Annotated in this window: 19 protein-coding genes and 1 tRNA gene; 12 read left to right on the top strand and 8 right to left on the bottom strand. The window is 70.3% G+C overall.

What is annotated here, in order from left to right; translation table 11 throughout:
- Positions 1-33: 33 nt before the first annotated feature.
- Positions 34-1,788 carry a lytic murein transglycosylase gene (locus tag ACFY9E_RS32000; RefSeq protein ID WP_390989843.1) on the bottom strand — a complete coding sequence of 585 codons (1,755 nt, stop codon included), beginning with the start codon at positions 1,786-1,788 and terminating at the stop codon, positions 34-36.
- Between the two features lie 341 nt (positions 1,789-2,129).
- Here ACFY9E_RS32000 and ACFY9E_RS32005 point away from each other — a divergent pair, with 341 nt between their 5' ends.
- Entirely contained in the window at positions 2,130-2,987 is an 858-nt protein-coding gene (locus tag ACFY9E_RS32005) for a DUF4184 family protein (protein WP_390989845.1), read from the top strand.
- Here the strand turns inward: ACFY9E_RS32005 and ACFY9E_RS32010 are convergent.
- Both ACFY9E_RS32010 and polA read right to left on the bottom strand, forming a co-directional pair.
- Positions 2,905-3,528: a hypothetical protein gene (locus tag ACFY9E_RS32010; RefSeq protein WP_390989847.1), complete on the bottom strand. Its 624-nt coding sequence runs from the start codon at positions 3,526-3,528 to the stop codon at positions 2,905-2,907. The two genes, ACFY9E_RS32005 and ACFY9E_RS32010, sit on opposite strands and share 83 nt — an antisense overlap.
- Positions 3,529-3,975: 447 nt before the next feature.
- A complete protein-coding gene (gene polA / locus ACFY9E_RS32015; protein ID WP_390989850.1) occupies positions 3,976-6,702 on the bottom strand; it encodes a DNA polymerase I in 2,727 nt (908 codons plus the stop codon).
- Between the two features lie 181 nt (positions 6,703-6,883).
- Here polA and ACFY9E_RS32020 point away from each other — a divergent pair, with 181 nt between their 5' ends.
- The 8 genes from ACFY9E_RS32020 (at position 6,884) to ACFY9E_RS32055 (ending at position 17,244) form a co-directional block, all read left to right on the top strand.
- Positions 6,884-9,163 carry an FdhF/YdeP family oxidoreductase gene (locus tag ACFY9E_RS32020; protein WP_390989853.1) on the top strand — a complete coding sequence of 760 codons (2,280 nt, stop codon included), beginning with the start codon at positions 6,884-6,886 and terminating at the stop codon, positions 9,161-9,163.
- A 56-nt stretch (positions 9,164-9,219) separates the two neighbouring features.
- On the top strand, positions 9,220-9,708 hold the full coding sequence (locus tag ACFY9E_RS32025) for a hotdog fold thioesterase (RefSeq protein WP_390989856.1): 489 nt from the start codon (positions 9,220-9,222) through the stop codon (positions 9,706-9,708).
- A 130-nt stretch (positions 9,709-9,838) separates the two neighbouring features.
- Positions 9,839-10,711 carry a trypsin-like serine protease gene (locus ACFY9E_RS32030; protein WP_390989859.1) on the top strand — a complete coding sequence of 291 codons (873 nt, stop codon included), beginning with the start codon at positions 9,839-9,841 and terminating at the stop codon, positions 10,709-10,711.
- Between the two features lie 833 nt (positions 10,712-11,544).
- Positions 11,545-12,774 carry an ABC transporter substrate-binding protein gene (locus ACFY9E_RS32035; protein ID WP_390990253.1) on the top strand — a complete coding sequence of 410 codons (1,230 nt, stop codon included), beginning with the start codon at positions 11,545-11,547 and terminating at the stop codon, positions 12,772-12,774.
- A 139-nt stretch (positions 12,775-12,913) separates the two neighbouring features.
- Complete coding sequence (locus ACFY9E_RS32040) at positions 12,914-13,843, top strand: branched-chain amino acid ABC transporter permease (protein WP_390989862.1); 930 nt, start codon at positions 12,914-12,916, stop codon at positions 13,841-13,843.
- A gap of 4 nt (positions 13,844-13,847) precedes the next feature.
- Positions 13,848-15,662: a branched-chain amino acid ABC transporter permease gene (locus tag ACFY9E_RS32045; protein WP_390989864.1), complete on the top strand. Its 1,815-nt coding sequence runs from the start codon at positions 13,848-13,850 to the stop codon at positions 15,660-15,662.
- A gap of 5 nt (positions 15,663-15,667) precedes the next feature.
- Positions 15,668-16,531, top strand: coding sequence for an ABC transporter ATP-binding protein (locus tag ACFY9E_RS32050; RefSeq protein WP_363120154.1), 864 nt, complete (start codon positions 15,668-15,670; stop codon positions 16,529-16,531).
- On the top strand, positions 16,528-17,244 hold the full coding sequence (locus ACFY9E_RS32055) for an ABC transporter ATP-binding protein (protein WP_059414413.1): 717 nt from the start codon (positions 16,528-16,530) through the stop codon (positions 17,242-17,244). The genes ACFY9E_RS32050 and ACFY9E_RS32055 overlap by 4 nt, the downstream gene beginning before the upstream one ends.
- Positions 17,245-17,318: 74 nt before the next feature.
- On the opposite strand, the gene ACFY9E_RS32060 is transcribed toward ACFY9E_RS32055, so the two are convergent.
- On the bottom strand, positions 17,319-17,975 hold the full coding sequence (locus ACFY9E_RS32060) for a response regulator (protein ID WP_390989868.1): 657 nt from the start codon (positions 17,973-17,975) through the stop codon (positions 17,319-17,321).
- A gap of 101 nt (positions 17,976-18,076) precedes the next feature.
- On the opposite strand from ACFY9E_RS32060, the gene ACFY9E_RS32065 reads away from it, so the two are divergent.
- Positions 18,077-18,163 (top strand) — tRNA-Leu (locus ACFY9E_RS32065).
- An 84-nt stretch (positions 18,164-18,247) separates the two neighbouring features.
- A complete protein-coding gene (locus tag ACFY9E_RS32070; protein WP_390989871.1) occupies positions 18,248-19,036 on the top strand; it encodes a helix-turn-helix domain-containing protein in 789 nt (262 codons plus the stop codon).
- Positions 19,037-19,043: 7 nt separating this feature from the next.
- Here ACFY9E_RS32070 and pyk read toward each other — a convergent pair whose 3' ends face one another.
- Together pyk and ACFY9E_RS32080 are read right to left on the bottom strand one after the other, a co-directional pair.
- Positions 19,044-20,480: a pyruvate kinase gene (pyk, locus tag ACFY9E_RS32075; RefSeq protein WP_390989873.1), complete on the bottom strand. Its 1,437-nt coding sequence runs from the start codon at positions 20,478-20,480 to the stop codon at positions 19,044-19,046.
- Between the two features lie 165 nt (positions 20,481-20,645).
- Positions 20,646-21,362 carry an SIMPL domain-containing protein gene (locus ACFY9E_RS32080; RefSeq protein ID WP_390989875.1) on the bottom strand — a complete coding sequence of 239 codons (717 nt, stop codon included), beginning with the start codon at positions 21,360-21,362 and terminating at the stop codon, positions 20,646-20,648.
- Positions 21,363-21,524: 162 nt separating this feature from the next.
- Between ACFY9E_RS32080 and ACFY9E_RS32085 the strand changes: the two genes are divergently transcribed.
- Positions 21,525-23,324, top strand: coding sequence for a 5'-nucleotidase C-terminal domain-containing protein (locus ACFY9E_RS32085; RefSeq protein WP_390989878.1), 1,800 nt, complete (start codon positions 21,525-21,527; stop codon positions 23,322-23,324).
- 13 nt (positions 23,325-23,337) lie between these two features.
- Here the strand turns inward: ACFY9E_RS32085 and ACFY9E_RS32090 are convergent, their stop codons facing one another.
- Both ACFY9E_RS32090 and ACFY9E_RS32095 read right to left on the bottom strand, forming a co-directional pair.
- Positions 23,338-24,774 (bottom strand): SidA/IucD/PvdA family monooxygenase, encoded by a 1,437-nt coding sequence (locus tag ACFY9E_RS32090; protein ID WP_390989881.1) that lies wholly within the window; start codon positions 24,772-24,774, stop codon positions 23,338-23,340.
- Positions 24,771-26,171, bottom strand: a complete 1,401-nt coding sequence (locus ACFY9E_RS32095; RefSeq protein ID WP_390989884.1) for an aminotransferase class V-fold PLP-dependent enzyme — start codon at positions 26,169-26,171, stop codon at positions 24,771-24,773. Before ACFY9E_RS32095 ends, ACFY9E_RS32090 begins: the two co-directional genes overlap by 4 nt.
- Between the last annotated feature and the right edge of the window lie 8 nt (positions 26,172-26,179).

Below are 26,179 nucleotides of genomic sequence, written 5' to 3' on the forward strand. Positions count from 1 at the left end.
TACAGGAGGGGCGTCGTCCGTCGTACCGGAGAGCTACGCGCTCGGGCCGGCCGAGGGGCTCGGCGAGGACGTCTCGGCCGCCGCAGCCACCGTCAGTTCGACGGTGAGCGTCGCGCCGCCCGCCGTGGTGACGCGCAGCAGGAACGTGCCGGTCGTGTCGTCCGCGTACAGCTTGGGCAGCTTCAGCAGGCCCTTCGCGTCCGTCTTCAGACCCGTCAGGGTGCGGACGGTCTTGCCGTCGGCGTCCTTGAAGTAGGGGCCCTTGTCGTTGGCGGCCGGGTCGTCCGCCGACTTGACCAGCGTGGCGGTGGCCGCGACACCGTCGGCGACGGCGCCCTTGTACGTGGCCTTCACCTCGACCTGGGCGGCGAACTCGCCGCCGGGGGTGCAGGTCAGCGCGACGTCGCCGGTGCGGGCGAGGGCGTCGGCGGCCCGCTCGGTGACGGTGGCCTTGTAGTCGAGGCCCGGGACGGCACGGCCCACCACGGTGGCGCGGATCGTGAAGGACCCGGTCTTCTCCCCCGCCCGCAGGGCGGGCGCCACGGCGACGCCGGAGCTGTTGGTGGCGACCGTGGCCACGCTCTCGCCGCCGGTGAAGGTGGTGTCCGTGTCGCCGACGATCGTGAAGCGGACCCTGACCTTGGCGACGGTCTTGCCGGCCGCCGTCTCGGCGCGGGTGCTGATCCGCCGGTCGAACGCGTCACCGGCCATGGCGGTCAGCTTCGCGGTTCCGGCGTCCTCCAGGTGGTCCACCGTGTCGGTGGGAGTGGGGGGCGTCGTGGGCGGCGTGGACGGCGTACCGGGCGGGGTGGTGGGCGGCTTCGGAGGAGTCGCACCGCCGCCGGGCTTCGTGGGCTTCGCGGGCTTGTCCGGCTTGGGGCCGGGCTTCGGCGTCGAGTGGCCCGGAGCGGTGGCGCCGGGTGTGGTGGGTGCCGGGCCGGTGCCCGCGCCCACACCGTCGTCGCTGCGGTTGTCGGGCAGCGTGCCGGTGCCGTCCGGAACCTCGTGCGTGCCCTTGCGGTAGTACTCCAGCCACCTCATGACGAGGTTCAGGTACTCCCGCGAGTTGTTGTAGCTGAGGATCGCCCGGTCGAGGTCGCCCTGCTGGGACAGGTCCCAGTTGTTGCGGCACAGGTAGTGGCCGGCGGCGAGGGCGGCGTCGTAGATGTTGTTGGGGTCCTGCTTGCCGTCGCCGTTGCCGTCGCGGCCCGCCCAGGCCCACGTGGAGGGGATGAACTGCATGGGGCCGACGGCCTGGTCGTACGAGCTGTTGCCGTCGTACGCACCGTCGTCGGTGTCCTTGATGAGGGCGAAGCCGTTGCCGTCGAGCTGCGGGCCCAGGATCGGCTTGATGGTGGTGCCGTCGGCCCTGACCTGGCCGCCACGGGCCTGTCCCGACTCCACCCGGCCGATGGCCGCGAGGAGTTGCCAGGGCAGGTTGCAGCCGGGCTTGGCGTCGCGCAGCGCGCTCTCGGCCTTCTTGTAGGCGTCGAGGACGGTCGCGGGAATGCCTGATTCCGTGGGGCCCGTGCCACCCGGGCCGGGGCCCGTGGACGGTGACGGGTTCGGACTCTTGAGCGGGGGCAGGTCCGTGTAGTACGGCGAGTTGCCGGTGGCGCTGCCGTCGGAGGCACTCGCTTCGGGTGAGGGCGTGGCGTCAGCGGCGGTCTGTCTGCCGTGGTCGTTCACGCCTGGAGCCTGGGAGGCGGACAGTGCCGCGACCGCGACCGCGGCCACGGCGGTGGTCGCCGCCCCCTTGCGCAGCCTCCTGCCGAATTGCGCCGCCATAGAGTGAACCCCTCCCGTGGACGCCCGAGCGTCCGTCTACGTCTGCAGTGTTCGCCCTGTTGTGACGATCCAACCGCCCGAGGGGTTGCCCTCCGACGGTCACAACTCTGTTTTCTCGAGTGCTCTGCTCTTTACCGCGGTCACGAGTTCGACGCGCTCCCCGCGCGGCGACTCTGGCGACCCTACGACAACTTCCTTTGCTCGGGCACCCGTTCGTGACCGTTTTTCACCAGTTGGTCATGCGCGAGCGTGACGCCGTCGGCGGGTTGGCATCGCGCATACTGGGTCACTGGCCGCCGGGTACGCCCGACCTGGTGCAACCACCCCCGCGAGGAGCCGAGTTGCCGTTCACGCTGAGCCATGCGGCAGCCGTGCTGCCCGCCGTCCGCACGGACGGCACCGGCCGGGGCCCGTTGGTGCCCGCCGTGCTCGTGGCGGGTTCCTTCGCGCCCGACATGACCTATTACGCGGCGAGTGTGCTGTCCGGGGCGATGGAGTTCGGCGACGTCACGCATGCGTTCGCGGGCGTCCTCACGGTCGATGTGCTCATCGCCTGGGCGCTGGTGGGGCTCTGGCTGCTGGTGCGTGAACCGCTCGTGGCCTTGCTGCCGCGGGCCCGGCAGGGGCGGGTGGCGGCCCTGCTGCGCTGCGGTGTGCCCCGTGCGCGGGTGCGGCCGTCACTGGTGGCGCGGTGGTACGTGTCCGCGGTGCTCGGCGCGGCGACCCATGTGGTGTGGGACGCCTTCACCCATCTCGACCGGTGGGGTATGCGGCTGTTTCCCGTACTGGGCCGGGAGGTGGCGGGCTCACCGCTGTACTGGTATCTGCAGTACGGCGGTTCGGCGGTGGCCGCGGTCGTGATCGCGGTGTTCCTGGCGCACGCGCTGCGCGGGGCGCCCCTGCGGGAGCCGGTGGGAATCCCCGTGCTCGATGTACGGGACCGGTGGGCTGCCGCCGCCGTGATCTGCGGTTTCGCACTGGCCGGGGCGGTGCAGCGGGCGTCGCGGTGGTGGGCGTACTGGGGCTCGGAGGCGAAGCCGTGGGAGATCATTCCGACGGTGTGTTTCGGCGCGGGCGCGGGGCTCGTCCCGGCGCTGCTGCTCTACGCCGTGGGAGTCAGGGCGCGGCGTCCGGTTCCGGTCCCGGCCGGTCCGGCCCCGGCCGCCGAGACGGAGCCGAGCCGCCCGGCCGCTCGCTGAGCACCCGGTCGGTCGTCGTGATGTACACCGTGATGGTGGTGTGCCCGGGGCGGGGGCGTGGCAGCAGGGTGAGGACGAGCGTCAGGTAGTCCCGGGCCAGTCGGGCCCATGGGCGCGAGGGTTTGCCAGGGGTTTCGGGGGTGCCGGCAGCGCCATGGGTGCCTGTCGCCCCATGGGGCAGCGCGGCCGGCGCGGCCACACCGGACGGCAGGGTGTCGGCGCCGGGGAGGCCGACGAGGCTGGGCAGATCGTCGGTGCCGGTGAGGGCGGACCACACCTCGGTGCCGCCGAGGACAAGGGCGGTGGCCGGGTCGGCGGCGCCGGGGAGGGCCGTAGCGGCGGTGAGGCCGCCGGTGCCAGGGGAACCGGGGGGCCGCCGACCGCATGCGGTGAGACGCTGCCGGAGGTCCGCCGTCGCGTGGCGCAGGGCCGTGGTGAAGGGGACGGGGACGCGAACCGTGCTCGCGGCGGCCTCGAACGCCGGGACCCGCGGGAGCGCCGCGCCGGGTGCCGTGCGGCTGAGGAACGTGCGTATACCCATGCCCCGCATCTTTACGACCGCCGGGGACGGGGGCGCCTTCTCGGGGGCCACGCGAGTGACGCTTTCCCCGGGTTCGGGGCACGCCGGGAGCGGGACGCCCACGTGCTCCGGCTTATGGAGACTCCGGCACCTCGGTTCAAACGGAACGTCGATGCCGGGTTGAGGCAGGACCCCAACGTGCCGACTAAGGCGGACCCAGCGTCCCGGGCGAGGCAGGACCGCGACGCCCTGGATGAGGCCGAGCCTCAAGACACCCCGGGCGAGACGGGACCGCAACGCCCCGGCTGAGGCCCGGCCCCAAGACGTCCCGGGCGAGACAGCACCGCAACGCCCCAGCTGAGGCCGGGGCCCAACGCCCCGGGCGAGGCAGGACCTCGGCCTCTGAACACTCCCACGCGCCGGTCCCACCACGCCCCCGGAGCCCGCCCCGGCCGCGCCGCGCAGCGTCTAGTGCGCCGCCGACTCCCAGTCCGGCCCCGCGCCCACCGAGACGCCCAGCGGGACGCGGAGCTGGACGGCGTTCGCCATCTCCCGGCGGACCAGTTCCTCGGCGGCGGCCCGCTCCCCGGGGGCGATCTCCAGCACGATTTCGTCGTGGACCTGGAGGAGCATGCGGGAGGCGAGGCCGGCCTCCTTCAGGGAGTCGTCCACCTTGAGCATGGCGATCTTGACGATGTCGGCCGCCGTGCCCTGGATCGGCGCGTTGAGGGCCATCCGCTCGGCGGCCTCGCGGCGCTGGCGGTTGTCGCTGTTGAGGTCGGGGAGGTAGCGGCGGCGCCCGAAGAGCGTCGCCGTGTAACCCGTGGCCCGGGCCTCGTCGACCGCCCGGCGCAGGTAGTCCCGCACGCCGCCGAACCGCTCGAAGTACGCGTCCATGAGGGCGCGGGCCTCGGCCGCCTCGATGTTCAGCTGCTGGGAGAGGCCGAAGGCGGACAGCCCGTAGGCCAGGCCGTACGACATGGCCTTGATCTTGCGGCGCATCTCGGCGTCGACCGCGGTCGGCTCGACCGCGAAGACCTGGGAGGCGGCCGTGGTGTGCAGGTCCTCGCCCGAGGTGAACGCCTCGATCAGGCCCGCGTCCTCGGAGAGGTGCGCCATCACCCGCAGCTCGATCTGGCTGTAGTCGGCCGTCATCAGCGACTCGAAGCCCTCGCCGACGACGAAGCCGCGGCGGATCGCGCGGCCCTCGTCGGTGCGGACCGGGATGTTCTGCAGGTTCGGGTCGGTCGAGGACAGGCGGCCGGTGGCGGCGACGGTCTGGTTGAACGTGGTGTGGATCCGGCCGTCCGCGGCGATGGTCTTGATCAGGCCCTCGACGGTCACGCGGAGCTTGGCCTGCTCGCGGTGGCGGAGCATGATCACCGGGAGCTCGTTGTCCGTCTGGCCGGCGAGCCAGGCGAGGGCGTCGGCGTCCGTGGTGTAGCCGGTCTTGGTCCGCTTGGTCTTGGGCAGGGCCAGCTCGCCGAAGAGGACCTCCTGGAGCTGCTTGGGCGAGCCCAGGTTGAACTCGTGCCCGGCCGCCGCGTGGGCTTCCTTGACCGCCTGCTGGACGGCGCCGGCGAACATCTGCTCCATGGCCTCCAAGTGGGGCCGGTCGGCCGCGATGCCGTGCCGCTCCATGCGGGCGAGCAGCGCGGAGGTGGGCAGCTCCATGTCGCGCAGCAGGTCGGCGGCGCCGACGTCCTCCAGGCGGCTCTCGAAGGCCTGGCCCAGGTCGAGGACGGTCCGGGCCTGGATCATCAGGGCCTCGGCCTCGGCAGCGTCGTCCGCGCCGAAGGCGAGCTGGCCGTCGGCGGCGGCGGCGGGGGTCAGCTCGCGGTGCAGGTACTCCAGGGACAGCGCGTCCAGGTCGAAGGAGCGGCGGCCCGGCTTGACCAGGTAGGCGGCGAGCGCGGTGTCCATGGTGACGCCCTCGACGCTCCAGCCGTGCTCGGCGAAGACGCGCATGGCGCTCTTGGCGTTGTGGAAGACCTTGGGCCGGCCGGCGTCGGCGAGCCAGGCCGCGAAGGCCCTCTCGTCGGCCTCGTCCAGCTGGGAGGGGTCGAACCAGGCGGCGGGGCCACCGGGCGCGGCGAGGGCGACCTCGGCGACCGAGCCGGTGCCGAGTGCCCAGGTGTCGACCGTGGCGACGGCGAGGGGCTGCCTGCCGTGCTCGGTGAGCCAGGCGGGCAGCTCTCCGGTGCCGAGCACCGTGCCGTCCAGCTGCACGCCCTCGGTGCTGATCGGGGTGGTCTCGGCCTCCTCGGCGCCGGGGTCGACGGCGAAGAGCCGCTCGCGCAGCGACGGGTTACGGATCTCCAGGGTGTCCAGGATCATCGCGACGGCCTTGCGGTCGTAGGCCGCGCGCTCCAGGTCGGTGACGCCCTTGGGGAGCTCTACCTGGCGCTCCAGCTCGGTGAGCCGGCGGTTGAGCTTGACGGATTCCAGGTGGTCGCGGAGGTTCTGGCCGGCCTTGCCCTTGACCTCTTCGACGCGCTCGACGAGCTCGGCGAAGGAGCCGAACTGGTTGATCCACTTCGCGGCGGTCTTCTCGCCGACGCCGGGAATCCCGGGAAGGTTGTCGGAGGGGTCGCCGCGCAGGGCCGCGAAGTCGGGGTACTGCGCGGGCGTCAACCCGTACTTCTCGAACACCTTCTCCGGGGTGAAGCGGGTCAGCTCGGAGACTCCCTTGGTCGGGTACAGCACCGTGGTGTGCTCGCTGACCAGCTGGAACGAATCCCGGTCGCCGGTGACGATCAGCACCTCGAAGCCCTCGGCCTCGGCCTGGGTGGCGAGCGTGGCGATGACGTCGTCCGCCTCGAAACCGTCGACCGCGAAGCGCTGGGCGCCCATCGCGTCCAAGAGCTCGCCGATCAGCTCGACCTGGCCCTTGAACTCGTCCGGGGTCTTGGAGCGGTTCGCCTTGTACTCCGTGAACTCCTGGGAGCGCCAGGTCTTGCGGGAGACGTCGAAGGCGACAGCGAAGTGCGTGGGCGCCTCGTCGCGCAGCGTGTTGGCCAGCATCGACGCGAAGCCGTAGATCGCGTTGGTCGGCTGGCCCGTCGCGGTGGTGAAGTTCTCCGCGGGCAGCGCGAAGAACGCACGGTAGGCCAGCGAGTGCCCGTCCATGAGCATCAGTCGCGGCCGGCTGCCGCCGGAGGTCTGGTCGGTCGTCTTCGATGCTGTCTCTGCCACGCCCCCGATCCTGCCACGCCCCACTGACACTCGGCCCCGGCCCCGCGTGTGCCGGACTCGGACGCGCCCCCGCCGGGGACACCGGACATCGTGTTTCCGCCCGGGCCTCCCCCGTCCGCCGTCACCACCGCGTGCGAGGATCGGAGACGTACCTCACAGCGCAGTCGAAGAGGAGCGTGTGATGGCGTCGAAGCCGCCGAAGAGTGATCCGGTTCAGGACGCGCCGCAGGTCACCGGGCCGAAGCACGCGGCCGCGGGGCTCCCGGCGATCGGGCACACGCTGCGGATCGCCCAGCAGCAGATGGGTGTGAAGCGCACCGCGCTGACGCTGCTGAGCGTGAACCAGAAGGACGGCTTCGACTGCCCGGGCTGCGCATGGCCGGAGCCGGAGCACCGGCACAAGGCGGAGTTCTGCGAGAACGGCGCGAAGGCGGTGGCCGAGGAGGCCACCCTGCGCCGGGTCACGCCCGAGTTCTTCGCCGCGCACCCGGTCGCCGACCTGGCCGGCCGCAGCGGCTACTGGCTGGGGCAGCAGGGGCGGCTCACCCACCCCGTGTATCTCCCGGAGGGGGGCACGCACTACGAACCGGTCACCTGGGAGCGCGCCTTCGACATCATCGGCGAGGAGATCGCCGCGCTCGGCTCCCCGGACGAGGCGGTCTTCTACACCTCCGGCCGCACCAGCAACGAGGCCGCGTTCCTCTTCCAGTTGTTCGCCCGCGAGTTCGGCACGAACAACCTGCCCGACTGCTCGAACATGTGCCACGAGTCGTCCGGCTCGGCCCTGTCGGAGACGATCGGCATCGGCAAGGGCAGCGTCCTGCTGGAGGACCTCCACAAGGCCGACCTGATCATCGTCGCCGGGCAGAACCCGGGGACGAACCACCCGCGCATGCTGTCCGCGCTGGAGAACGCCAAGGCCAACGGCGCGAAGATCATCAGCGTCAACCCGCTGCCCGAGGCGGGCCTGGAGCGCTTCAAGAATCCGCAGACCCCGCAGGGCATGGTCCGGGGCGCCGCGCTCACCGACCTGTTCCTGCAGATCCGTCTCGGCGGCGACCAGGCCCTGTTCCGTCTCCTGAACAAGCTGATCCTTCAGACGGACGGCGCGGTCGACGAGGCGTTCGTGCGGGAGCACACGCACGGCTTCGAGGAGTTCGCCGAGGCCGCCCGCGCGGCCGACTGGGACGAGACGCTCACGGCGACCGGTCTGGCCCGGGAGGACATCGAGAAGGCCCTCCGCATGGTCCTCGACTCCCGGCGCACCATCGTGTGCTGGGCGATGGGCCTCACGCAGCACAAGCACTCCGTCCCCACGATCAGGGAAGTCGTCAACTTCCTGCTGCTGCGCGGCAACATCGGCCGCCCGGGTGCGGGCGTGTGCCCGGTGCGCGGGCATTCGAACGTGCAGGGCGACCGCACGATGGGCATCTTCGAGCGCCCCGCCCCGGCGTTCCTGGACGCCCTGGAGCGGGAGTTCGGCTTCGCGCCGCCCCGCGAGCACGGCTACGACGTCGTACGGGCCATCCGCGCGCTGCGCGACGGCGAGGCGAAGGTCTTCTTCGCCATGGGCGGCAACTTCGTCTCGGCGTCGCCCGACACGGAGGTCACCGAGGCGGCCATGCGGCGGGCGAGGCTGACCGTGCACGTGTCGACGAAGCTGAACCGCTCGCACGCGGTCACGGGCGCGCGGGCCCTGATCCTGCCGACGCTGGGCCGCACCGAGCGGGATCTGCAGGGCGGCGGCGAGCAGTTCGTGACGGTCGAGGACTCGATGGGCATGGTGCACGCCTCCCGGGGCCGGCTGGAGCCGGCGAGCCCGCACCTGCTGTCGGAGCCGGCCATCGTCAGCCGCCTGGCCCGCCGCGTGCTGGGGGAGAACAGCCGCACGCCGTGGGAGGAGTTCGAGAAGGACTACGCGACGATCCGGGACCGCATCGCGCGCGTGATCCCGGGCTTCGAGGACTTCAACGCCCGGGTGGCGCGCCCCGGGGGCTTCGCGCTCCCCCACGCCCCGCGCGACGAGCGCCGCTTCCCCACGGCCACCGGCAAGGCCAACTTCACCGCCGCGCCCGTGGAGTACCCACGGCTGCCCGAGGGCCGCCTGCTGCTGCAGACGCTGCGCTCGCACGACCAGTACAACACCACGATCTACGGCCTCGACGACCGTTACCGGGGCATCCGCAACGGCCGCCGGGTGGTGCTGGTCAACCCCGAGGACGCGCGGACCCTGAAGCTGGCCGACGGCGTCTACGTCGACCTGGTCGGCGAGTGGCGGGACGGGGTGGAGCGCCGGGCGCCCGGTTTCCGCGTCGTGCACTACCCGACGGCCCGGGGCTGCGCCGCCGCCTACTACCCGGAGACCAACGTGCTGGTGCCGCTCGATGCCACGGCGGACACCAGCAACACCCCGGCCAGCAAGTCCGTGGTGGTGCGTCTGGAACAATCGGCGACCGACTGAGCGTTCGCTCAGTGACACAGGCAACCGAGTGACGAGGACGAACGGAGCCGGGCCCGATGGGTGAGCAGCAGCATGTGAAGTTCCCGCAAGAGGTCATCGACGAGTACGCCGCACTCGGCGTGGACCTCCTGGCCCTGTTCTCCGCGGGCCACCTCGGGAACCGGATGGGCGTCCAGATCTCCGAGGCGTCGGCGGACCGGGTCGTCGGGACGATGCCGGTGGAGGGCAACACCCAGCCCTACGGACTGCTGCACGGCGGGGCCTCCGCGGTGCTGGCCGAGACGCTCGGCTCCATCGGGTCGATGCTGCACGGCGGCAGCTCCAAGATCGCCGTGGGTGTCGACCTGAACTGCACCCACCACCGCGGGGTGCGCTCCGGGCTCGTCACCGGTGTGGCCACGCCCGTGCACCGGGGGCGGTCGACCGCCACCTACGAAATCGTCATCACGGACGAAAACGACAAGAGGGTGTGCACGGCCCGGCTGACCTGCCTCCTGCGCGAGGTGAAGCCGGCCGACGAGGAGCTCATCCGCGCCGCGAACTGAGCCCCGCGATCCGGCCGACGTAGGGAAAACCCTGGAGGGGCGGGCGCGCTCTTGTCGCGGCCGCCTCCGGGCGCTTCACTGGCGCTCCCCCCACAGGAGAAGACCCGTCCCACCCGTAGAAGGGTTTCTCTTGACCTCCGTACGCGCCTTCGCCGTCACCGCCGCGGCCTGTGCCACCGTGCTCGCCACCGCGCTGCCGTCCTCCGCCATCAACTCCTACAACGCCGCGCCCGCCCCCGAACGCACCGAGGTGGGCGCCCTCGTGGCCACCTGGGACGACGACGGCGACCCCGCGACCCCCGACCGGGCCGACTGGGTCTGCTCCGGCACCATGATCGACGCGGACACCTTCCTGACCGCCGCCCACTGCACCTCGGACTGGCCAGCCAACGTGCGGTTCTACGTCTCCCTCGACCAGGACGTGCAGTCCGGGCTCGACGCGGCGGCGAAGAAGTACCCGGGCGACCCGGCCGCGCAGGCCGCCGCCGTCGCCGTCCGGGGCACCGCCCACACGCACCCCGACTACCCGGGGCCCGCCTCCGACACCCACGACATCGCGGTGATCCAGCTGCCCGCCGCCGAGGTCAAGGCCCGCTGGAGCTTCACTCCCGCGACCCTGCCCACCGCCAACCAGCTCGGCAAGCTCGGCCCGCGGGGCCTGAACGCCACCGACTGGCTCGTCGCCGGGTACGGCACCCAGGAGGCCGTCAACGGCCCCGGCGGCCAGACCCACCCCGGCGGCGGTGTCCGGATGAAGGCACCCGTCACCTTCGATGCCCTCAACGACTCCTGGGCCCGGCTCGCGATGACCGCACCGCAGGGCAACGGGGGCGCCTGCTACGGCGACTCGGGCGGCCCCAACTTCGCCGTGCTCGGCGGCAAGAGGATCCTCGCCGCCACCACCATCACCGGCGACACCCCCTGCTACGCGACCAACGTGACGTACCGCCTGGACACCCCCGGAGCCCGCGCCTTCCTCTCGCCGTTCGTGAAGCTGCCGTAACCCACAGCGGCCTCACCCCCGCCCGGCCCCACCGGCGGCCACCGGTCGCACGGTTGCCGTCAGCCCCGCCGCACGCACCGAGCGGCGGGGCACCGTCCGTCTTCCGGCCCGGGTCCGCGCGACCGGCCGACTCGACCCATGGGCAACGGAGTTGAGACTCACCGGCCCCGACGCACCACACCTGAGCGGCCGGCCCGCGGACCGCCGGAACCGGCTGCACCCGCCCAGGCGCCCTCGCCGCCCCCAGCTCCCGACGAGATCGAGCTCGTTCGGTCCGCCGTGACCGGCGACGCGGCCCCGCCGTCACCCTCCGGGCCGGCGACTCTCCACCGCCGGGGTCACCGCCCGCGCCGGCCGGCACACCCCCGCGCCGACACCGTGGAAATCTCCGTTTCCCACTGCCCCAAACCGCCCCCGGACGCCGGCCGCCCCATTCCTCGGCGTAACGCTCCGTAACGCGCGCGCAATACAACGCCACGGTTTCCTCTTCGGCCGTGTTCGCGCCCGGGACCTTTTCGATCTCTTTCGGGCCGCGGGCGACCCGGCCACCACATGATCTCAGCCATGTCCAACCGGAAGTGCGGGTTCTCAGAATGCGGACCTCGGCGAAAATCCACCAAACCCGCCGAGAGGGTCTGCGGCCGGGACCCGGCATCCACGGCGTCATAACAAGAAAGTCACAAGCCAGCCCGCGCCGCTGACCCTGCCCTTACCCCGGGCTTAGAGTCACGGCCAGTCACCGCCTCCATCGGGAGTTCGGTACCAGCGCGGCACTCACCCCCCGACCAGGGCGGGGCCTGCCTGTGAAAGGACTGATTGTGCGACAGCGTTCCTTGGTGATTCTTACCTCCGTTCTCACGACCGGAGCTCTGACTCTCACCGCCTGCGGCTCCCGAGACGACAGCGGTGACAAGGGCGGAGACAACGGGAGCGGCACCACGCTGACCATCGGCGTCGACGCCCCCCTCTCCGGTGAGAACTCGACCACCGGCCTCGGCATCCAGTACGGCGCCCAGATAGCCGTCGACGACGCCAACAAGAACAACTGGGTCCCGGGCGTGAAGTTCAAGCTCAGGGCCCTGGACGACAAGGCGCAGCCCGCCACGGGCCAGTCCAACGCCACGAGCCTGACCGGCGACAAAACCGCCGTCGGCGCCGTCGGCCCGCTGAACTCCGGCGTCGCCCAGACGATGCAGCAGGTCTTCGCCTCGGCCAACATGGTCCAGATCTCCCCCGCGAACACCGCCCCCGAGCTGACCCAGGGCAAGAACTGGCAGACGGACAAGAAGCGCCCGTTCAAGACGTACTTCCGTACCGCCACCACCGACGAGCTGCAGGGCAGCTTCGCCGCCGGCTACGCGTACAACGGCCTCAAGAAGAAGAAGGCCTTCGTCGTCGACGACAAGCAGACCTACGGCGCCGGTCTCGCGAAGATCTTCAACGAGCAGTACAAGAAGCTCGGCGGCAAGGTCGTCGGCACCGACCACGTCAACACCGGCGACAAGGACTTCGGCTCCCTCGTCACCAAGATCAAGAACTCCGGTGCCGACCTGCTCTACTACGGCGGCCAGTACGACGAGTCCGCGCTGATCACCAAGCAGCTCAAGGACGCCGGCGTCAAGATCCCGCTGTTCGGCGGCGACGGCATGTTCGCCTCCACCTACATCGAGGCCGCCGGCAAGTCCTCCGAGGGCGACCTCGCCACCGCCATCGGCGTCCCCGCCGACACCCTGCCCGCGGCCAAGACGTTCATCCAGACGTACAAGGACAAGGGTTACAAGGGCGACTACGGCGCGTACGGCGCCTACGCCTACGACGCCACCACCGCCATCATCAAGGCCGTCAAGGCCGCGGCCGACGCCAACGGCGGCAAGGTGCCCACCGACATCAACGACCTGCGCTCCAAGGTCGTCGACGGTGTCCAGAAGTCCGACTTCGAAGGCCTCACCGGCAAGATCTCCTTCGACCAGTACGGCGACACCACCAACAAGCAGCTGACGGTCTACCAGGTCGAGAAGGGTGCCTGGAAGGACGTGGAGACCGGCACCGCCGACCTGAAGTAACTCGGCCCGCCACAACGCCTCACCACGGGCCGCGCGGAAGGGGACCCCGACCGCGCGGCCCGTTTCCACACCCCCCCCACAGCACGCGACCACGCACACATCCAGTGCACACGACCACCAGCGACATGGAGGCCATGCGGTGAACACCCTGCCGCAGCAGCTGGCCAACGGGCTGCTCCTAGGCTCGATGTACGGGCTGATCGCCATCGGCTACACGATGGTGTACGGCATCGTCCAGCTCATCAACTTCGCGCACGGCGAGATCTTCATGACCGGGGCCTTCGGCGCCCTCACGGTCTACTTCTACATCCTGCCCGACGGCACCTCGATGGCCATCGCCGTACCCCTCATGCTCCTCGGCGGAGCCCTCGTGGCCATCCTCATCGCCGTCGGGGCGGAACGGTTCGCCTACCGCCCCCTGCGCGGAGCACCACGCCTGGCACCGCTCATCACCGCCATCGGCCTCTCCCTGGCCCTCCAGGAGGTCGTGCGCAACTTCTACCCCGGCGCCGACCGCGCCCGCGCCTTCCCCGGCCTCGACTCCACCCACGACATCGGCTCCGTCACCATCAAGGACGCCGACATCTTCCTCATCCTGGCCGCCGTCATCTGCATGGCCGCCCTCGCCTTCTTCGTGCGCCGCAGCCGCACCGGCCGCGCCATGCAGGCCACCGCGCAGGACCCCGACACCGCGCAGCTGATGGGCATCGACACCAACCGCATCATCGTCATCGCCTTCGCCATCGGCGGGTTCTTCGCCGCCGTCGCCGCCGTCGCCTACGGACTCAAGTACGGCAACGTCGACTACCGCATGGGCTTCCTGATGGGCCTCAAGGCCTTCACCGCGGCCGTCCTCGGCGGCATCGGCAACATCTACGGCGCCATGCTCGGCGGCGTCGTCCTCGGCATCGCCGAAACCCTCGCCTCCGCCTACATCGACGAGATCCCCGGCATGCAGCAGCTCGGCGGCCAGAGCTGGGCCAACGTGTGGGCCTTCTGCCTCCTCATCCTCGTGCTCCTCTTCAGGCCACAGGGCCTGCTCGGCGAGCGCGTCGCGGACAGGGCGTGATCACATGACCGAGACGACCAAGACCCCAGCGCCGGACGCCGTCCCCACCCCGACGCCCGCCCTGCGCGGTCTCATACCCCTGCCCCTCGCGGCCGCCCGCGCCCTGCTGCTCGTCGGCGGCATCGCCACCGCCGCCTCCGCGTTCCTCGCCTGGACCTGGACCGCCGAATTCCCCGGCGACCTCACCATCAACGGCTACCCCGGTGGCCTGCAGTGGCTGACCTTCACCGCCGGCGTCCTCACCGCCCTGTTCGCCCTCGCCTCCTACGGCGTCCGCGGCCTCGGCTGGCTGCTGCCCGCCCGCAACAACGCGCCCCTCGTGCTCACCGCACTCGGCGGCTTCACCGTCACCTGGTTCACCGTCATCGCCATCAGCGCCAAGCTCGGCGGCGTCATCAACCTCGAACCCGGTGGCTGGATAGCGGCCGTCGCTTCCCTGCTGCCCGTCCTCGGTGCCTTCGCCCTCCCCCAGGAGCGCACCGGCACCGACGGCACCAAGGAAGCCATCAAGGCCTACATCGCCAAGCCCGACCACATCCCCGCCGCCCAGGCCATCGCGCCCTGGATCCAGCGGGCCGTCATCACCGTGGTCACCATCATCGGCCTCGGCGTCTTCACCTACGGCATCGACACCGAGTACGGCGAACTCTTCATCGGCTACCTCTTCGTCGTCATCTTCGCCATGTGGGCGATGCACACCGCCGGCCTCATGGACCGCTTCTCGGCCCTCGTCGCCGCCAACCGCAGCTTCACCCTCGCCATGGGCTTCGCCGCGGCCATCGCCTTCCCCTTCACCCAGACCGACGACCACTACGCCAACATCGGCGTCAACATCCTGATCTTCGGGACCGTCGCCCTCGGCCTCAACATCGTCGTCGGCCTCGCCGGACTCCTCGACCTCGGATACGTCGCCTTCCTCGGCGTCGGCGCCTACACCGCCGCCCTCGTCTCCGGCTCCGAGTTCTCCACCATCTCCGGCGTCCACCTGCCGTTCTGGGCCTCCGCCCTGGCCGGCGCCGCAGCCTCCCTGGTCTTCGGCGTCCTCATCGGCGCCCCGACCCTGCGACTGCGCGGCGACTACCTCGCCATCGTCACCCTCGGCTTCGGAGAGATCTTCCGCATCGCCGTCAACAACATGGACGGCGACTCCGGACCCGACGTCACCAACGGCCCGAACGGCATCGCCAACATCCCCGACCTGAACTTCTTCGGCTTCAACTTCGGCCAGGCCCACGACATCGGCGGATTCACCCTCGGCCGCTTCGCCAACTACTACCTGCTGATGGTCCTCATCATGGCCATCGTGGTCCTGGTCTACACGCGCGCCGCGGACTCCCGCATCGGCCGCTCCTGGATCGCCATCCGCGAGGACGAGACCGCCGCAACCGCCATGGGCATCAACGGCTTCCGCGTCAAGCTCGTCGCCTTCGCCCTCGGCGCCTCCCTCGCCGGCCTCGCCGGCACCGTCAGCGCCCACGTCACCTACAGCGTCGTCCCCACGCCCTACCAGTTCGCCGGCTCCACCCCGCCCAACTCGGCGTTCCTCCTCGCCGCCGTCGTCCTCGGCGGCATGGGCACCGTGGCCGGACCGCTCCTCGGCGCCGCCCTGCTCTACCTCCTCCCCGAGAAGCTCGTCTTCCTCCAGGAGAAGTCGCTCCTCGCCTTCGGCATCGCGCTCATCCTCTTGATGCGCTTCCGCCCCGAAGGCATCATCGCCAACCGCCGACGCCAGCTCGAATTCCACGAGACCGGCCAACTCGACGTACCCAAACAGACCACGCTGACCGACGAACCGGCCGTCACCAAGGCGGGGGCGTAAGAAACATGACCACTCCTGTACTCGAAGCACGCGACGTCACGATGCGCTTCGGCGGCCTCACCGCCGTACGCTCCGTCGACTTCACGGTCAACGCCGGCGAGATCGTCGGCCTCATCGGCCCCAACGGCGCCGGCAAGACCACCTTCTTCAACTGCCTGACCGGCCTGTACGTCCCCACCGAGGGCACCGTCTCCTACAAGGGCACCGTCCTCCCCCCGAAGCCCCACCTGGTCACCCAGGCCGGCATCGCCCGCACCTTCCAGAACATCCGTCTGTTCGCCAACATGACGGTCCTGGAAAACGTCCTCGTCGGACGCCACACCCGCACCAAGGAAGGCCTCTGGTCGGCCCTCCTGCGCGGCCCCGGCTTCAAGAAGGCCGAACGCGACAGCGAAGAACGCGCCATGGAACTCCTGGAGTTCATCGGCCTCGCCCACAAGCGCGACCACCTCGCCCGCAACCTCCCCTACGGCGAGCAGCGCAAGCTCGAGATCGCCCGCGCCATGGCCTCCGAGCCCGGGCTGCTGCTCCTCGACGAACCCACCGCCGGCATGAACCCCCAGGAGACGCGCGCCACCGAGGAACTCGTCTTCGCCATCCGGGACAAGGGCATCGCCGTCCTCCTCATCGAGCACGACATGCGCTTCGTCTTCAACCTCTCCGACCGCGTCGCCGTCCTCGTCCAGGGCGAGAAGCTCGTCGAGGGAACCGCCGAAGTCGTCCAGGCCGACGAGCGCGTCGTCGCCGCCTACCTGGGCGAACCCTTCGAAGGCGACCCCGGCGAGGCCGAAGCCGCCGAGGTCGAGGCCGCCGAAGCCGCCGCCGACGCGACCAGCACCACCAGCAGCACCAAGGGAGAAGCCAAGTGACCGCACTCCTCGAGGTCGAAGACCTCCGGGTCTCCTACGGCAAGATCGAAGCCGTCAAAGGCATCTCCTTCAGCGTCGAAGCCGGCCAGGTCGTCACCCTCATCGGCACCAACGGCGCCGGCAAGACGACCACCCTGCGCACCCTGTCGGGCCTCCTCAAGCCGACATCCGGGAAGATCCTCTTCGACGGCAAGCCCCTCAACGGCGTCCCCGCCCACAAGATCGTCGCCCTCGGACTCGCCCACTCCCCCGAAGGCCGGCACATCTTCCCCCGCCTCACCATCGCGGAGAACCTCCAGCTCGGAGCGTTCCTCCGCAAGGACAAAGAAGGCATCGAGAAGGACATCCAGCGCGCCTACGACCTCTTCCCCATCCTCGGGGAACGCCGCAAGCAGGCAGCGGGAACCCTCTCCGGCGGCGAACAGCAGATGCTCGCCATGGGCCGCGCCCTCATGTCCCAGCCCAAGCTCCTCATGCTCGACGAGCCCTCCATGGGCCTCTCCCCGATCATGATGCAGAAGATCATGGCGACGATCTCGGAGCTGAAGTCCCAGGGCACGACGATCCTCCTCGTCGAACAGAACGCCCAGGCCGCGCTCTCCCTCGCCGACCAGGGCCACGTCATGGAGGTCGGCAACGTCGTCCTCTCCGGGACGGGGCAGGACCTGCTGCACGACGAGTCGGTCCGCAAGGCCTACCTGGGCGAGGACTGAGGTCCCCACCCACACGCCGAGAGGCCCGCTCCCCTTCCGAAAACGAAGGGGAGCGGGCCTCTCGCGTCGAGCTCTCAGCCCTTGTTGGCCTTCTTCTCGTCGGCGTCCTGGATGACCGCCTCCGCCACCTGCTGCATCGACATCCGACGGTCCATCGACGTCTTCTGGATCCACCGGAAAGCAGCCGGCTCCGACAGCCCGTACTCCGTCTGCAGAATCGACTTCGCCCGGTCCACGAGCTTGCGCGTCTCCAGCCGGAGCGTGAGGTCCGCGACCTCCTTCTCCAGCTCCTTCAACTCCGTGAACCGCGAAACGGCCATCTCGATCGCCGGCACGACATCCGTCTTGCTGAACGGCTTCACCAGATACGCCATCGCACCCGCGTCCCGGGCCCGCTCCACCAGATCGCGCTGCGAGAACGCGGTCAGCATCAGCACCGGCGCGATGCTCTCCTCCGCGATCTTCTCCGCCGCGGAGATACCGTCCAGCTTCGGCATCTTCACGTCGAGAATCACCAGATCGGGCCGGTGCTCACGAGCCAGCTCCACCGCCTGCTCACCGTCACCGGCCTCACCGACGACGGTGTACCCCTCCTCCTCCAGCATCTCTTTGAGATCGAGCCGGATCAGCGCCTCGTCCTCGGCGATGACGACCCGCGTCGTCATCGGAGGCACGTGCGACTTGTCGTCATCAGGCACGTCAACAGGCTGGGGCGACTCGGGGGCACTCACGTGGGCTCCTTGGTAGGGGCAGGCCGGTACTGCTCCCAAGAGCGTACCTAGCAGCAACGCCCCGCAGTGAACCGGTACACTGCTCATCGGTCCCCTGACGCGCCCGGTTGGAGGAACTGGTCAGACTCGCGGCACTCAAAATGCCGTGCCCTTTGGGCATGTGGGTTCGAATCCCACACCGGGCACCACGAGATCAAAAGCGGAGGATCACGTTCGCGTGGTTCTCCGCTTTTTGCTGCCCACGGTCACCGTCGGTGACACACAGTGGTCGCATGAACGTTCACGGCACTGAAGTGCGACAGAAGGCCCTCACTCTGCTGCGCGGAGGCGCGAAGAACACGGATGTCGCCCGCAGCCTCCAGGTGCCAATGGGGACCATCGGCTATTGGAAGCACCTGGACCTGGCGCAACGGGGAGAGTGTCCCGGCAGACACGATCCGAAGTGTCCCCGATGCGACGGGCGGGAACTCGACGAGCCCGCCTATTCCTATCTGCTGGGCCTCTACCTCGGCGATGGCCACATCAGTCACTACTCAGAGCACCGCGTTCCCAACCTCATGATCACCTGCACGGAGTCATGGCCGGGGCTCATGGACGACTGCGAACAGGCCGTGCGTGCGGTCTTCCCCGACAATGCCGTCTGCCGTGTCCGCAAGACCGGCTGCCGCAACGTGAAGGTCTATTCGAAGCACCTGCACTGTCTTTTCCCGCAGCACGGCCCCGGCAGGAAACACGAACGCCGCATCGCTCTCGAACCCTGGCAGAAAGCCATCGTCGATGCCCACCCTTGGCAGTTCATCCGCGGGCTCATCCACTCGGACGGCTGCCGGATCACCAACTGGACGACCCGCATGGTCGCCGGCGAGCGCAAGCGCTACGAGTATCCCCGGTACTTCTTCACCAACGTCTCCGAGGACATCCGGCGGCTCTGCACCGACACCCTGGACAAGCTCGGTGTCGAGTGGACGCACTGCACCCGCAACGGCAACCCGTACAACATCTCCATCGCCCGCAAAGCCTCAGTCGCCCTCATGGACGCGCACGTCGGGCCCAAGTACTGACGCCGCCCTACTTCGGGCTGTCGTCCTCGCCGATGTGGTGGACCCGGACCATGTTCGTCGAGCCGGAGACCCCGGGCGGGGAGCCGGCCGTGATGACGACCGTGTCGCCCTGGCGGCAGCGGCCGTAGCGGAGGAGGAGTTCGTCGACCTGGTCGACCATGGCGTCGGTGGAGTCGACGCTCGGGCCGAGGAACGTCTCGACGCCCCATGTGAGGCTGAGCTGGGAGCGGGTGGCCTGGTCGGGGGTGAAGGCGAGGAGGGGGATCGGGGAGCGGTAGCGGGAGAGGCGGCGGGCGGTGTCGCCCGACTGGGTGAAGGCGACGAGGAAGCGGGCGCCGAGGAAGTCGCCCATCTCTGCTGCTGCCCGGGCCACCGCGCCTCCCTGGGTGCGGGGCTTGTTGCGTTCGGTCAGGGGTGGGAGGCCCTTGGCGAGGATGTCCTCTTCCGCCGCTTCGACGATGCGGGCCATGGTGCGGACGGTTTCGACGGGGTGTTTGCCGACGCTGGTCTCGCCCGAGAGCATCACCGCGTCGGTGCCGTCGATGACGGCGTTGGCGACGTCGGAGGCCTCGGCTCGGGTGGGGCGGGCGTTGTCGATCATCGAGTCGAGCATTTGGGTGGCGACGATGACCGGTTTGGCGTTGCGTTTGGCGAGTTTGATGGCGCGTTTCTGGACGATCGGGACTTGTTCGAGGGGCATTTCGACGCCGAGGTCTCCGCGGGCGACCATGATGCCGTCGAAGGCGGCGACGATGTCGTCGATGTTCTCGACGGCTTGGGGTTTTTCGACTTTGGCGATGACGGGGAGGTGGCGGCCTTCTTCGTCCATGATGCGGTGGACGTCCTGGATGTCGCGGGCGGTGCGGACGAAGGACAGGGCGATGACGTCGAAGCCGGTGCGCAGGGCCCAGCGGAGGTCGTCCTCGTCCTTTTTGGAGAGGGCGGGGACGGAGACGGCGACGCCGGGGAGGTTGAGGCCCTTGTGGTCGGAGATCACGCCGCCTTCGAGGACGGTGGTGTGGACGCGGGGGCCGTCGACGCCGGTGACTTCGAGGCAGACCTTGCCGTCGTCGATGAGGATGCGTTCGCCGGTGGTGACGTCGTCGGCGAGGCCGGCGTAGGTGGTGCCGCATGTGCGGCCGTCGCCTTCGACGCCTTCTTCGACGGTGATGGTGAAGGTGTCGCCGCGTTCGAGGAGTACGGGTCCTTCGGTGAAGCGGCCGAGTCTGATCTTCGGGCCTTGAAGGTCGGCGAGGAGGCCGACGCTGCGGCCGGTCTCGTCGGCGGCTTTGCGTACCCGGTGGTAGCGCTCCTCGTGTTCGGCGTGGCCGCCGTGGCTGAGGTTGAAGCGGGCTACGTCCATTCCGGCGTCGACCAGGTTCTTGATCTGGTCGTAGGTGTCGGTGGCGGGCCCCAGGGTGCAGACGATTTTTGCTCGGCGCATGAAACGAGCCTATGAGTTACCGGCTGGTAGAGAATTGGCCGGGCGTGACCACTCAGCGGACTTCGGGTGAATCGCTTTTGACAAGTGTTGAATTGTGCGGGGGGTTGCTCCGATGAGCATCCGGGAGGAATTCGGTCGCGCTTTCGGATAATCGCCCGGCAGGGATTACAGCTGCGGCGGCACCATGGTGAAGCGGGCGTTGATCTGGGCGTGGACGCGTTGGCGCTGGGGTTCGAGGTCGAGGGGGGCGGGGGTGTCCTCGGCCGCGCCGGCGAAGGCGGCGGAGCGCATGCGGCCGGGGGCCTGGGGGTAGGCCGGCGGGGCGCTCTCGGCGCCGATGTCGGCCAGTTCGACCAGGGCGGAGAGGGTGGTGCCGAGGGCTTCGGCGTACTCGCGGGCGCGCTGGACGGCTTCGTGTACGGCCTTCTTCCTGGCCTCGCGGTGGGCGGGTGAGTCGGGGCGCAGGGCCCACCAGGGGCCGTCGACGCGGGTGAGGTCGAGGTCGGCGAGGCGGGTGGTGAGTTCACCGAGGGCGGTGAAGTCGGTGAGTTCGGCGGTGACGCGGACGCTGCCGTGGTAGGTGCGGACGCGTTCGCCGCGGCCGTGTTTGGTGAGTTCGGGTGTGATGGAGAAGGCGCCGGTCTCCAGGCGTTCGACGGCGTCGCCGTAGGACTTGACGAGGTCGAGGACGCCGGCGTTGCGGCGGGTGAGGTCGTCCAGGGCGGAGCGGCGGTCGCGGCCGCGGGCGGCGACGGTGATGCCGATGCGGGCGATCTCGGGGTCGACTTCGAGGCGGGCCTCGCCGCGGACGGCGATACGGGGGGCCTCGGGTGTGCCGTAGGGGACGGCGGGCGGGGAGGCGTCTGGGGTGGCCGCGGTCATACGCCCCACTCTGTCATGTCTGGGCTGGTTGGCGGCCTGGGTTCGGGGGTTCGAGTCATCAGATCGCAACCTGGCGGGTCTGTTGCGGCCGGTGGTGGGCGGGTCAGAATCTACGCGCGTTATCTACGCGCGTCGTTCCACAGATTCCGCGAGGAGCCAGACATGCCGTTGAACCGCCGGAAGTTCCTGGAGAAGTCCGCCGTGACCGGGGCGGGGGTGGCGCTGGCGACCGGTGCGGTCGGAGCGCCGGGTGCGCAGGCGGCCGAGGCGAAGCGCGGCGCCAAGCGGTACGCGTTCACCGTGCTGGGGACGACGGACCTGCACGGCAACGTCTTCAACTGGGACTACTTCACGGACAAGGAGTTCGACGACAAGGACCACAACGACGTCGGTCTCGCGAAGGTCTCCACTCTCGTCAACCGGGTCCGTGAGGAGAAGGGCCGCCGCAACACGCTGCTGATCGACGCGGGCGACACCATCCAGGGCACCCAGCTGTCGTACTACTACGCCAAGGTCGACCCGATCACGGCGGAGGGCGGCCCGGTGCACCCGATGGCGCAGGCGATGAACGCCATGGGCTACGACGCGGCGGCGCTCGGCAACCACGAGTTCAACTACGGCATCCCGGTGCTGCGGAAGTTCGAGCAGCAGTGCCGTTTCCCGCTGCTGGGCGCCAACGCGCTGGACGCGAAGACGCTGCGTCCGGCGTTCGCGCCGTACAGCATGCACCGGCTGCGCACCCCGCACGGGCGGGACGTGAAGGTGGCCGTGCTGGGTCTGACCAACCCGGGCATCGCGATCTGGGACAAGGCGAACGTGCAGGGGAAGATGACGTTCCCGGGTCTGGAGGAGCAGGCGGCGAAGTGGGTGCCGAAGCTGCGGTCGATGGGCGCGGACGTCGTCATCGTGTCGGCGCACAGTGGTTCGTCGGGGACGTCGTCCTACGGTGACCAGCTGCCGTACATCGAGAACGCGGCCGCTCTGGTGGCCGAGCAGGTGCCGGGGATCGACGCGATCCTGGTCGGGCACGCGCACACGGAGATCCCCGAGTACTTCGTCGCGAACAAGAAGACGGGCCAGAAGGTCGTGCTGTCGGAGCCGCTGAAGTGGGGGCAGCGGCTGACGCTGTTCGACTTCGAGCTGGTCTGGGAGAAGGGCTGCTGGAAGGTCGAGAAGGTGGGCGCGAAGGTCCTCAACTCCAACACGGTGGAGGAGGATCCGAAGATCACGAAGCTGCTCCTGGACGAGCACGAGAAGGTCGTGGCGTACGTCAACCAGGTCATCGGCACCAACGCGGCGGAGATGACGTCGTCCGAGGCGCCGTACAAGGACGTGCCGATCATCGACCTGATCAACCACATCCAGGCCGACACGGTGAAGCAGGCGCTGGCGGGCACGGAGCACGCCGCGCTGCCGGTGCTGTCGCAGGCGGCGTGCTTCTCGCGCAGTGCGCGGATCCCGGCGGGGCAGGTGACGATCCGGGACGTGGCCGGTCTGTACGTCTTCGAGAACACGCTGGAAGCGCGTTTGATGACGGGTGCGCAGATGAAGGCGTATCTGGAGTTCTCGGCGAACTATTTCGTGCAGACCGCGCCCGGCGCGCCGGTGGATCCGGCGAAGCTGACGAACGCGAACGGCACGCCGGACTACAACTACGACGTGGTGAGCGGTCTGTCGTACGAGATCGACATCGCGAAGCCGGCCGGGTCGCGGGTGACGAACGTGCGCTTCGAGGGGCAGCCGCTCGCCGACGACGCGAAGTTCGTGTTCGCGGTGAACAACTACCGGGCCAACGGCGGCGGGAACTTCCCGCATGTCGCCGCCGCCCCGGTGCTGTGGTCGAACTCGGAGGAGATCCGCAACACCATGATCGCCTGGGTGAAGGCGAAGGGGTCGATCGACCCGGCCGAGTTCGCCGCGGTGGACTGGAAGCTCACGCGCGAGGGCACGCCCGTCTTCTGAGCCGTGTCCTCGTTCACCTTCGGTCGTCGACCAGCGGGGTCAGTGCCGGTGCCTCGCGGGGCGGCGGGACGTGCCTGCGCTGGGTGAGACCGAAGGTGGTGAAGGCGGTGCGGGCGGGGAGTGCGTAGGCCTCCCCGCCCGTCAGGGAGTTGAGGATGATCGCGCTGCGCCAGGCGGCGAGGCCGAGGTCAGGGGCGCCGACGCCGTGGGTGTGGGTCTCGGCGTTCTGGACGTACACCGTGCCGGTGACGGACGGGTCGAGGACGAGCCGGTACTCCTCGTCGACACGCGGCCGTTCCCGGTTGTCGCGGCGCATGTAGGGGTCGAGGCCGGCGAGGATCCGGTCGAGGGGGCGTTCGCGGTAGCCGGTGGCGAGGACGACGGCGTCGGTGGTGAGGCGGGAGCGGCTGTCCTGCCGGCCGTGTTCCAGGTGCAGTTCCACCTGGGTCGTGGCGACGCGGCCGGCGGTGCGGAGGCGGACGCCGGGGGTGAGGACGGCGTCGGGCCAGCCGCCGTGCAGGGTGCGGCGGTAGAGCTCGTCGTGGATGGCGGCGACGGTGGCGGCGTCGATGCCCTTGTGCAGCTGCCACTGGCCGTCGACGAGCCGGTCGCGGGCGGACTCGGGCAGGGCGTGGAAGTAGCGGGTGTGGTCGGGGGTGAAGTGTTCCAGGCCGAGCTTGGAGTACTCCATGGGGGCGAAGGCCTCGGTGCGGCCCAGCCAGTGCAGCTTCTCGTGTCCGGCCGGCCGGTTGCGCAGCAGGTCGAGGAAGATCTCGGCGCCGGACTGTCCGATGCCCACGATCGTGACGTGTCCGGCGGCGAGGAGGGCGGCGCGGTGGTCGAGGTAGTCGGCGGCGTGCACGACGGGCACGCCGGGGGCCTCGACGAGGGGCTTGAGGGGGTCGGGGACGTAGGGCTCGGTGCCGATGCCGAGGACGACGTTGTGTGTGTAGGTCCGGCCGAGGGCCTCGGCTTCTCCGTCGGCGTCGAGCTGGGTGAAGTCGACCTCGAAGAGGTCGCGGTCGGGGTTCCAGCGGACGGCGTCGACCTGGTGGCCGAAGCGGAGCCCCGGGAGGTTCTCGCAGACCCAGCGGCAGTAGGCGTCGTACTCGGCGCGCTGGATGTGGAAGCGCTCGGCGAAGTAGAAGGGGAAGAGCCGCTCGCGGGACCTGAGGTAGTTGAGGAAGGTCCAGGGGCTGGTGGGGTCGGCGAGGGACACCAGGTCGGCGAGGAACGGCACCTGGATGGTGGCGCCCTCGATGAGCAGGCCGGGGTGCCAGCCGAAGGCGGGGCGCTGCTCGTAGAAGACGGTGTCGAGGCCGCCGAGGGGGTGGGCGAGCGCGGCGAGGGAGAGGTTGGCGGGTCCGGCTCCGATGCCGACGAGGTCGCGGGGGGCGTCGGGGTCGGGGTGCGGCGCGGCGTCGGGGCCGGGGGTCGGGGCAGGGTTCATCGGGGGGTGTGTCCTTCCACGAGTGTCGCTCGGCTCGCTGCCGCGAGGTGCAGCAGGGCGGCCAGGTCGTCGGGACCGGTGGCGGGGTTGAGGAGGGTGGCCTTGAGCCAGAGCCGGCCGTCGAGGCGGGCCCGGCCGAGGACGGCGTGGCCGGCGATGAGCAGCGAGCGGCGTACGGCGGCCACGGTGGCGTCGGTGGCGTCCGCGGGCCGGAACAGCACCGTGCTGATGACGGGCGGGGCGTGCAGTTCGAAGCCGGGGTGTTCGGCGACGAGGGCGGCGAACTCGCGGGCGCGGGCGCAGACCTGGTCGACGAGTGCGCCGAGTCCGTCGCGCCCCAGGGTCTTGAGGGTGACGGCGAGTTTGAGGACGTCGGGGCGGCGGGTGGTGCGCAGGGACCGGCCGAGCAGGTCGGGCAGCCCGGCCTCGGTGTCGTCGGCGGCGTTGAGGTAGTCGGCGCGCTGTCCCAGGGCGGCGAGGTCGTGGGCGTCCCGGACGGCGAGGAGGCCTGCGGCGACCGGCTGCCAGCCGAGTTTGTGCAGGTCGAGGGTGACGGTGTCGGCGGCGTCGAGCCCGTTGAGCCGTGGGCGGTGCCGGTCGCTGAAGAGGAGGCCTCCGCCGTAGGCGGCGTCCACGTGCAGCCGGGCGCCGTGGGTGGCGCAGCGGGCGGCGATCTCGGGCAGCGGGTCGATGTATCCGGCGTCGGTGGTGCCGGCGGTGGCGGCGACGAGCACGGGGCCGGGCTGTGCGGTGAGGGCGTCGTCGAGCGCGGAGGGGTCGAGCGTCCCGCGCGGGGTAGGGACGACGACGGGGTCGGGCAGCCCGAGCAGCCAGGCGGCGCGGGGCAGGGAGTGGTGGGCGTTGGCCCCGCACACGAGCCGGACGGTTCCGCCGTGGGTCTCTCGGGCGAGGAGCAGGGCGAGCTGGTTGGATTCGGTGCCGCCGGTGGTGATGAGGCAGTCGGGGGCGGTGGGCTGCCCGGTCCCGTGGATCTGCCGGGCCAGTGCCTGTGCGACCAGTCTTTCCAGTTCCGATGCCCCGGGCGCCTGGTCCCAGGAGTCCAGGGACGGGTTGAGGGCGCAGGCGGCGAGGTCGGCGGCCGCGGCGACGGCGAGCGGGGGGCAGTGCAGGTGGGCGGCGCACCGGGGGTGGGCCGGGTCGGCGGCGGTCTCGGCGAAGGCGTGGACCAGGGTGTGCAGGGCGTGCGGGTCGCCCTGGTCGGGGAGGACGTCGCCGATCGCCTGCCGGATCCGGGCGGTGACCGCCTGCGGGCCGCCCGCCGGGAGCGGCCCGCCCCGCGCCCGGGCGCCGGTGTCCAGCGCTTGGAGGACGGTGTCGAGCATCGGCCGCAGGGCGTGGGGGCCTTCGGGGCCTGAGGCGAGGGGCGGGTTGCTCATGGGGCTGT

It is taken from the genome of Streptomyces sp. NPDC012466 (assembly GCF_042955215.1).
Lineage (GTDB): Bacteria > Actinomycetota > Actinomycetes > Streptomycetales > Streptomycetaceae > Streptomyces.

Bases quoted from the DNA above. Each gene is read 5' to 3' on its own strand.
- ACFY9E_RS32000 (WP_390989843.1), bottom strand. From the start codon at position 1,788: ATGGCGGCGCAATTCGGCAGGAGGCTGCGCAAGGGGGCGGCGACCACC.
- ACFY9E_RS32010 (WP_390989847.1), bottom strand. From the start codon at position 3,528: ATGGGTATACGCACGTTCCTCAGCCGCACGGCACCCGGCGCGGCGCTC.
- ACFY9E_RS32020 (WP_390989853.1), top strand. From the start codon at position 6,884: ATGGCGTCGAAGCCGCCGAAGAGTGATCCGGTTCAGGACGCGCCGCAG.
- ACFY9E_RS32025 (WP_390989856.1), top strand. From the start codon at position 9,220: ATGGGTGAGCAGCAGCATGTGAAGTTCCCGCAAGAGGTCATCGACGAG.
- ACFY9E_RS32045 (WP_390989864.1), top strand. From the start codon at position 13,848: ATGACCGAGACGACCAAGACCCCAGCGCCGGACGCCGTCCCCACCCCG.
- ACFY9E_RS32050 (WP_363120154.1), top strand. From the start codon at position 15,668: ATGACCACTCCTGTACTCGAAGCACGCGACGTCACGATGCGCTTCGGC.
- ACFY9E_RS32070 (WP_390989871.1), top strand. From the start codon at position 18,248: ATGAACGTTCACGGCACTGAAGTGCGACAGAAGGCCCTCACTCTGCTG.
- pyk (WP_390989873.1), bottom strand. From the start codon at position 20,480: ATGCGCCGAGCAAAAATCGTCTGCACCCTGGGGCCCGCCACCGACACC.
- ACFY9E_RS32080 (WP_390989875.1), bottom strand. From the start codon at position 21,362: ATGACCGCGGCCACCCCAGACGCCTCCCCGCCCGCCGTCCCCTACGGC.
- ACFY9E_RS32085 (WP_390989878.1), top strand. From the start codon at position 21,525: ATGCCGTTGAACCGCCGGAAGTTCCTGGAGAAGTCCGCCGTGACCGGG.
- ACFY9E_RS32090 (WP_390989881.1), bottom strand. From the start codon at position 24,774: ATGAACCCTGCCCCGACCCCCGGCCCCGACGCCGCGCCGCACCCCGAC.
- ACFY9E_RS32095 (WP_390989884.1), bottom strand. From the start codon at position 26,171: ATGAGCAACCCGCCCCTCGCCTCAGGCCCCGAAGGCCCCCACGCCCTG.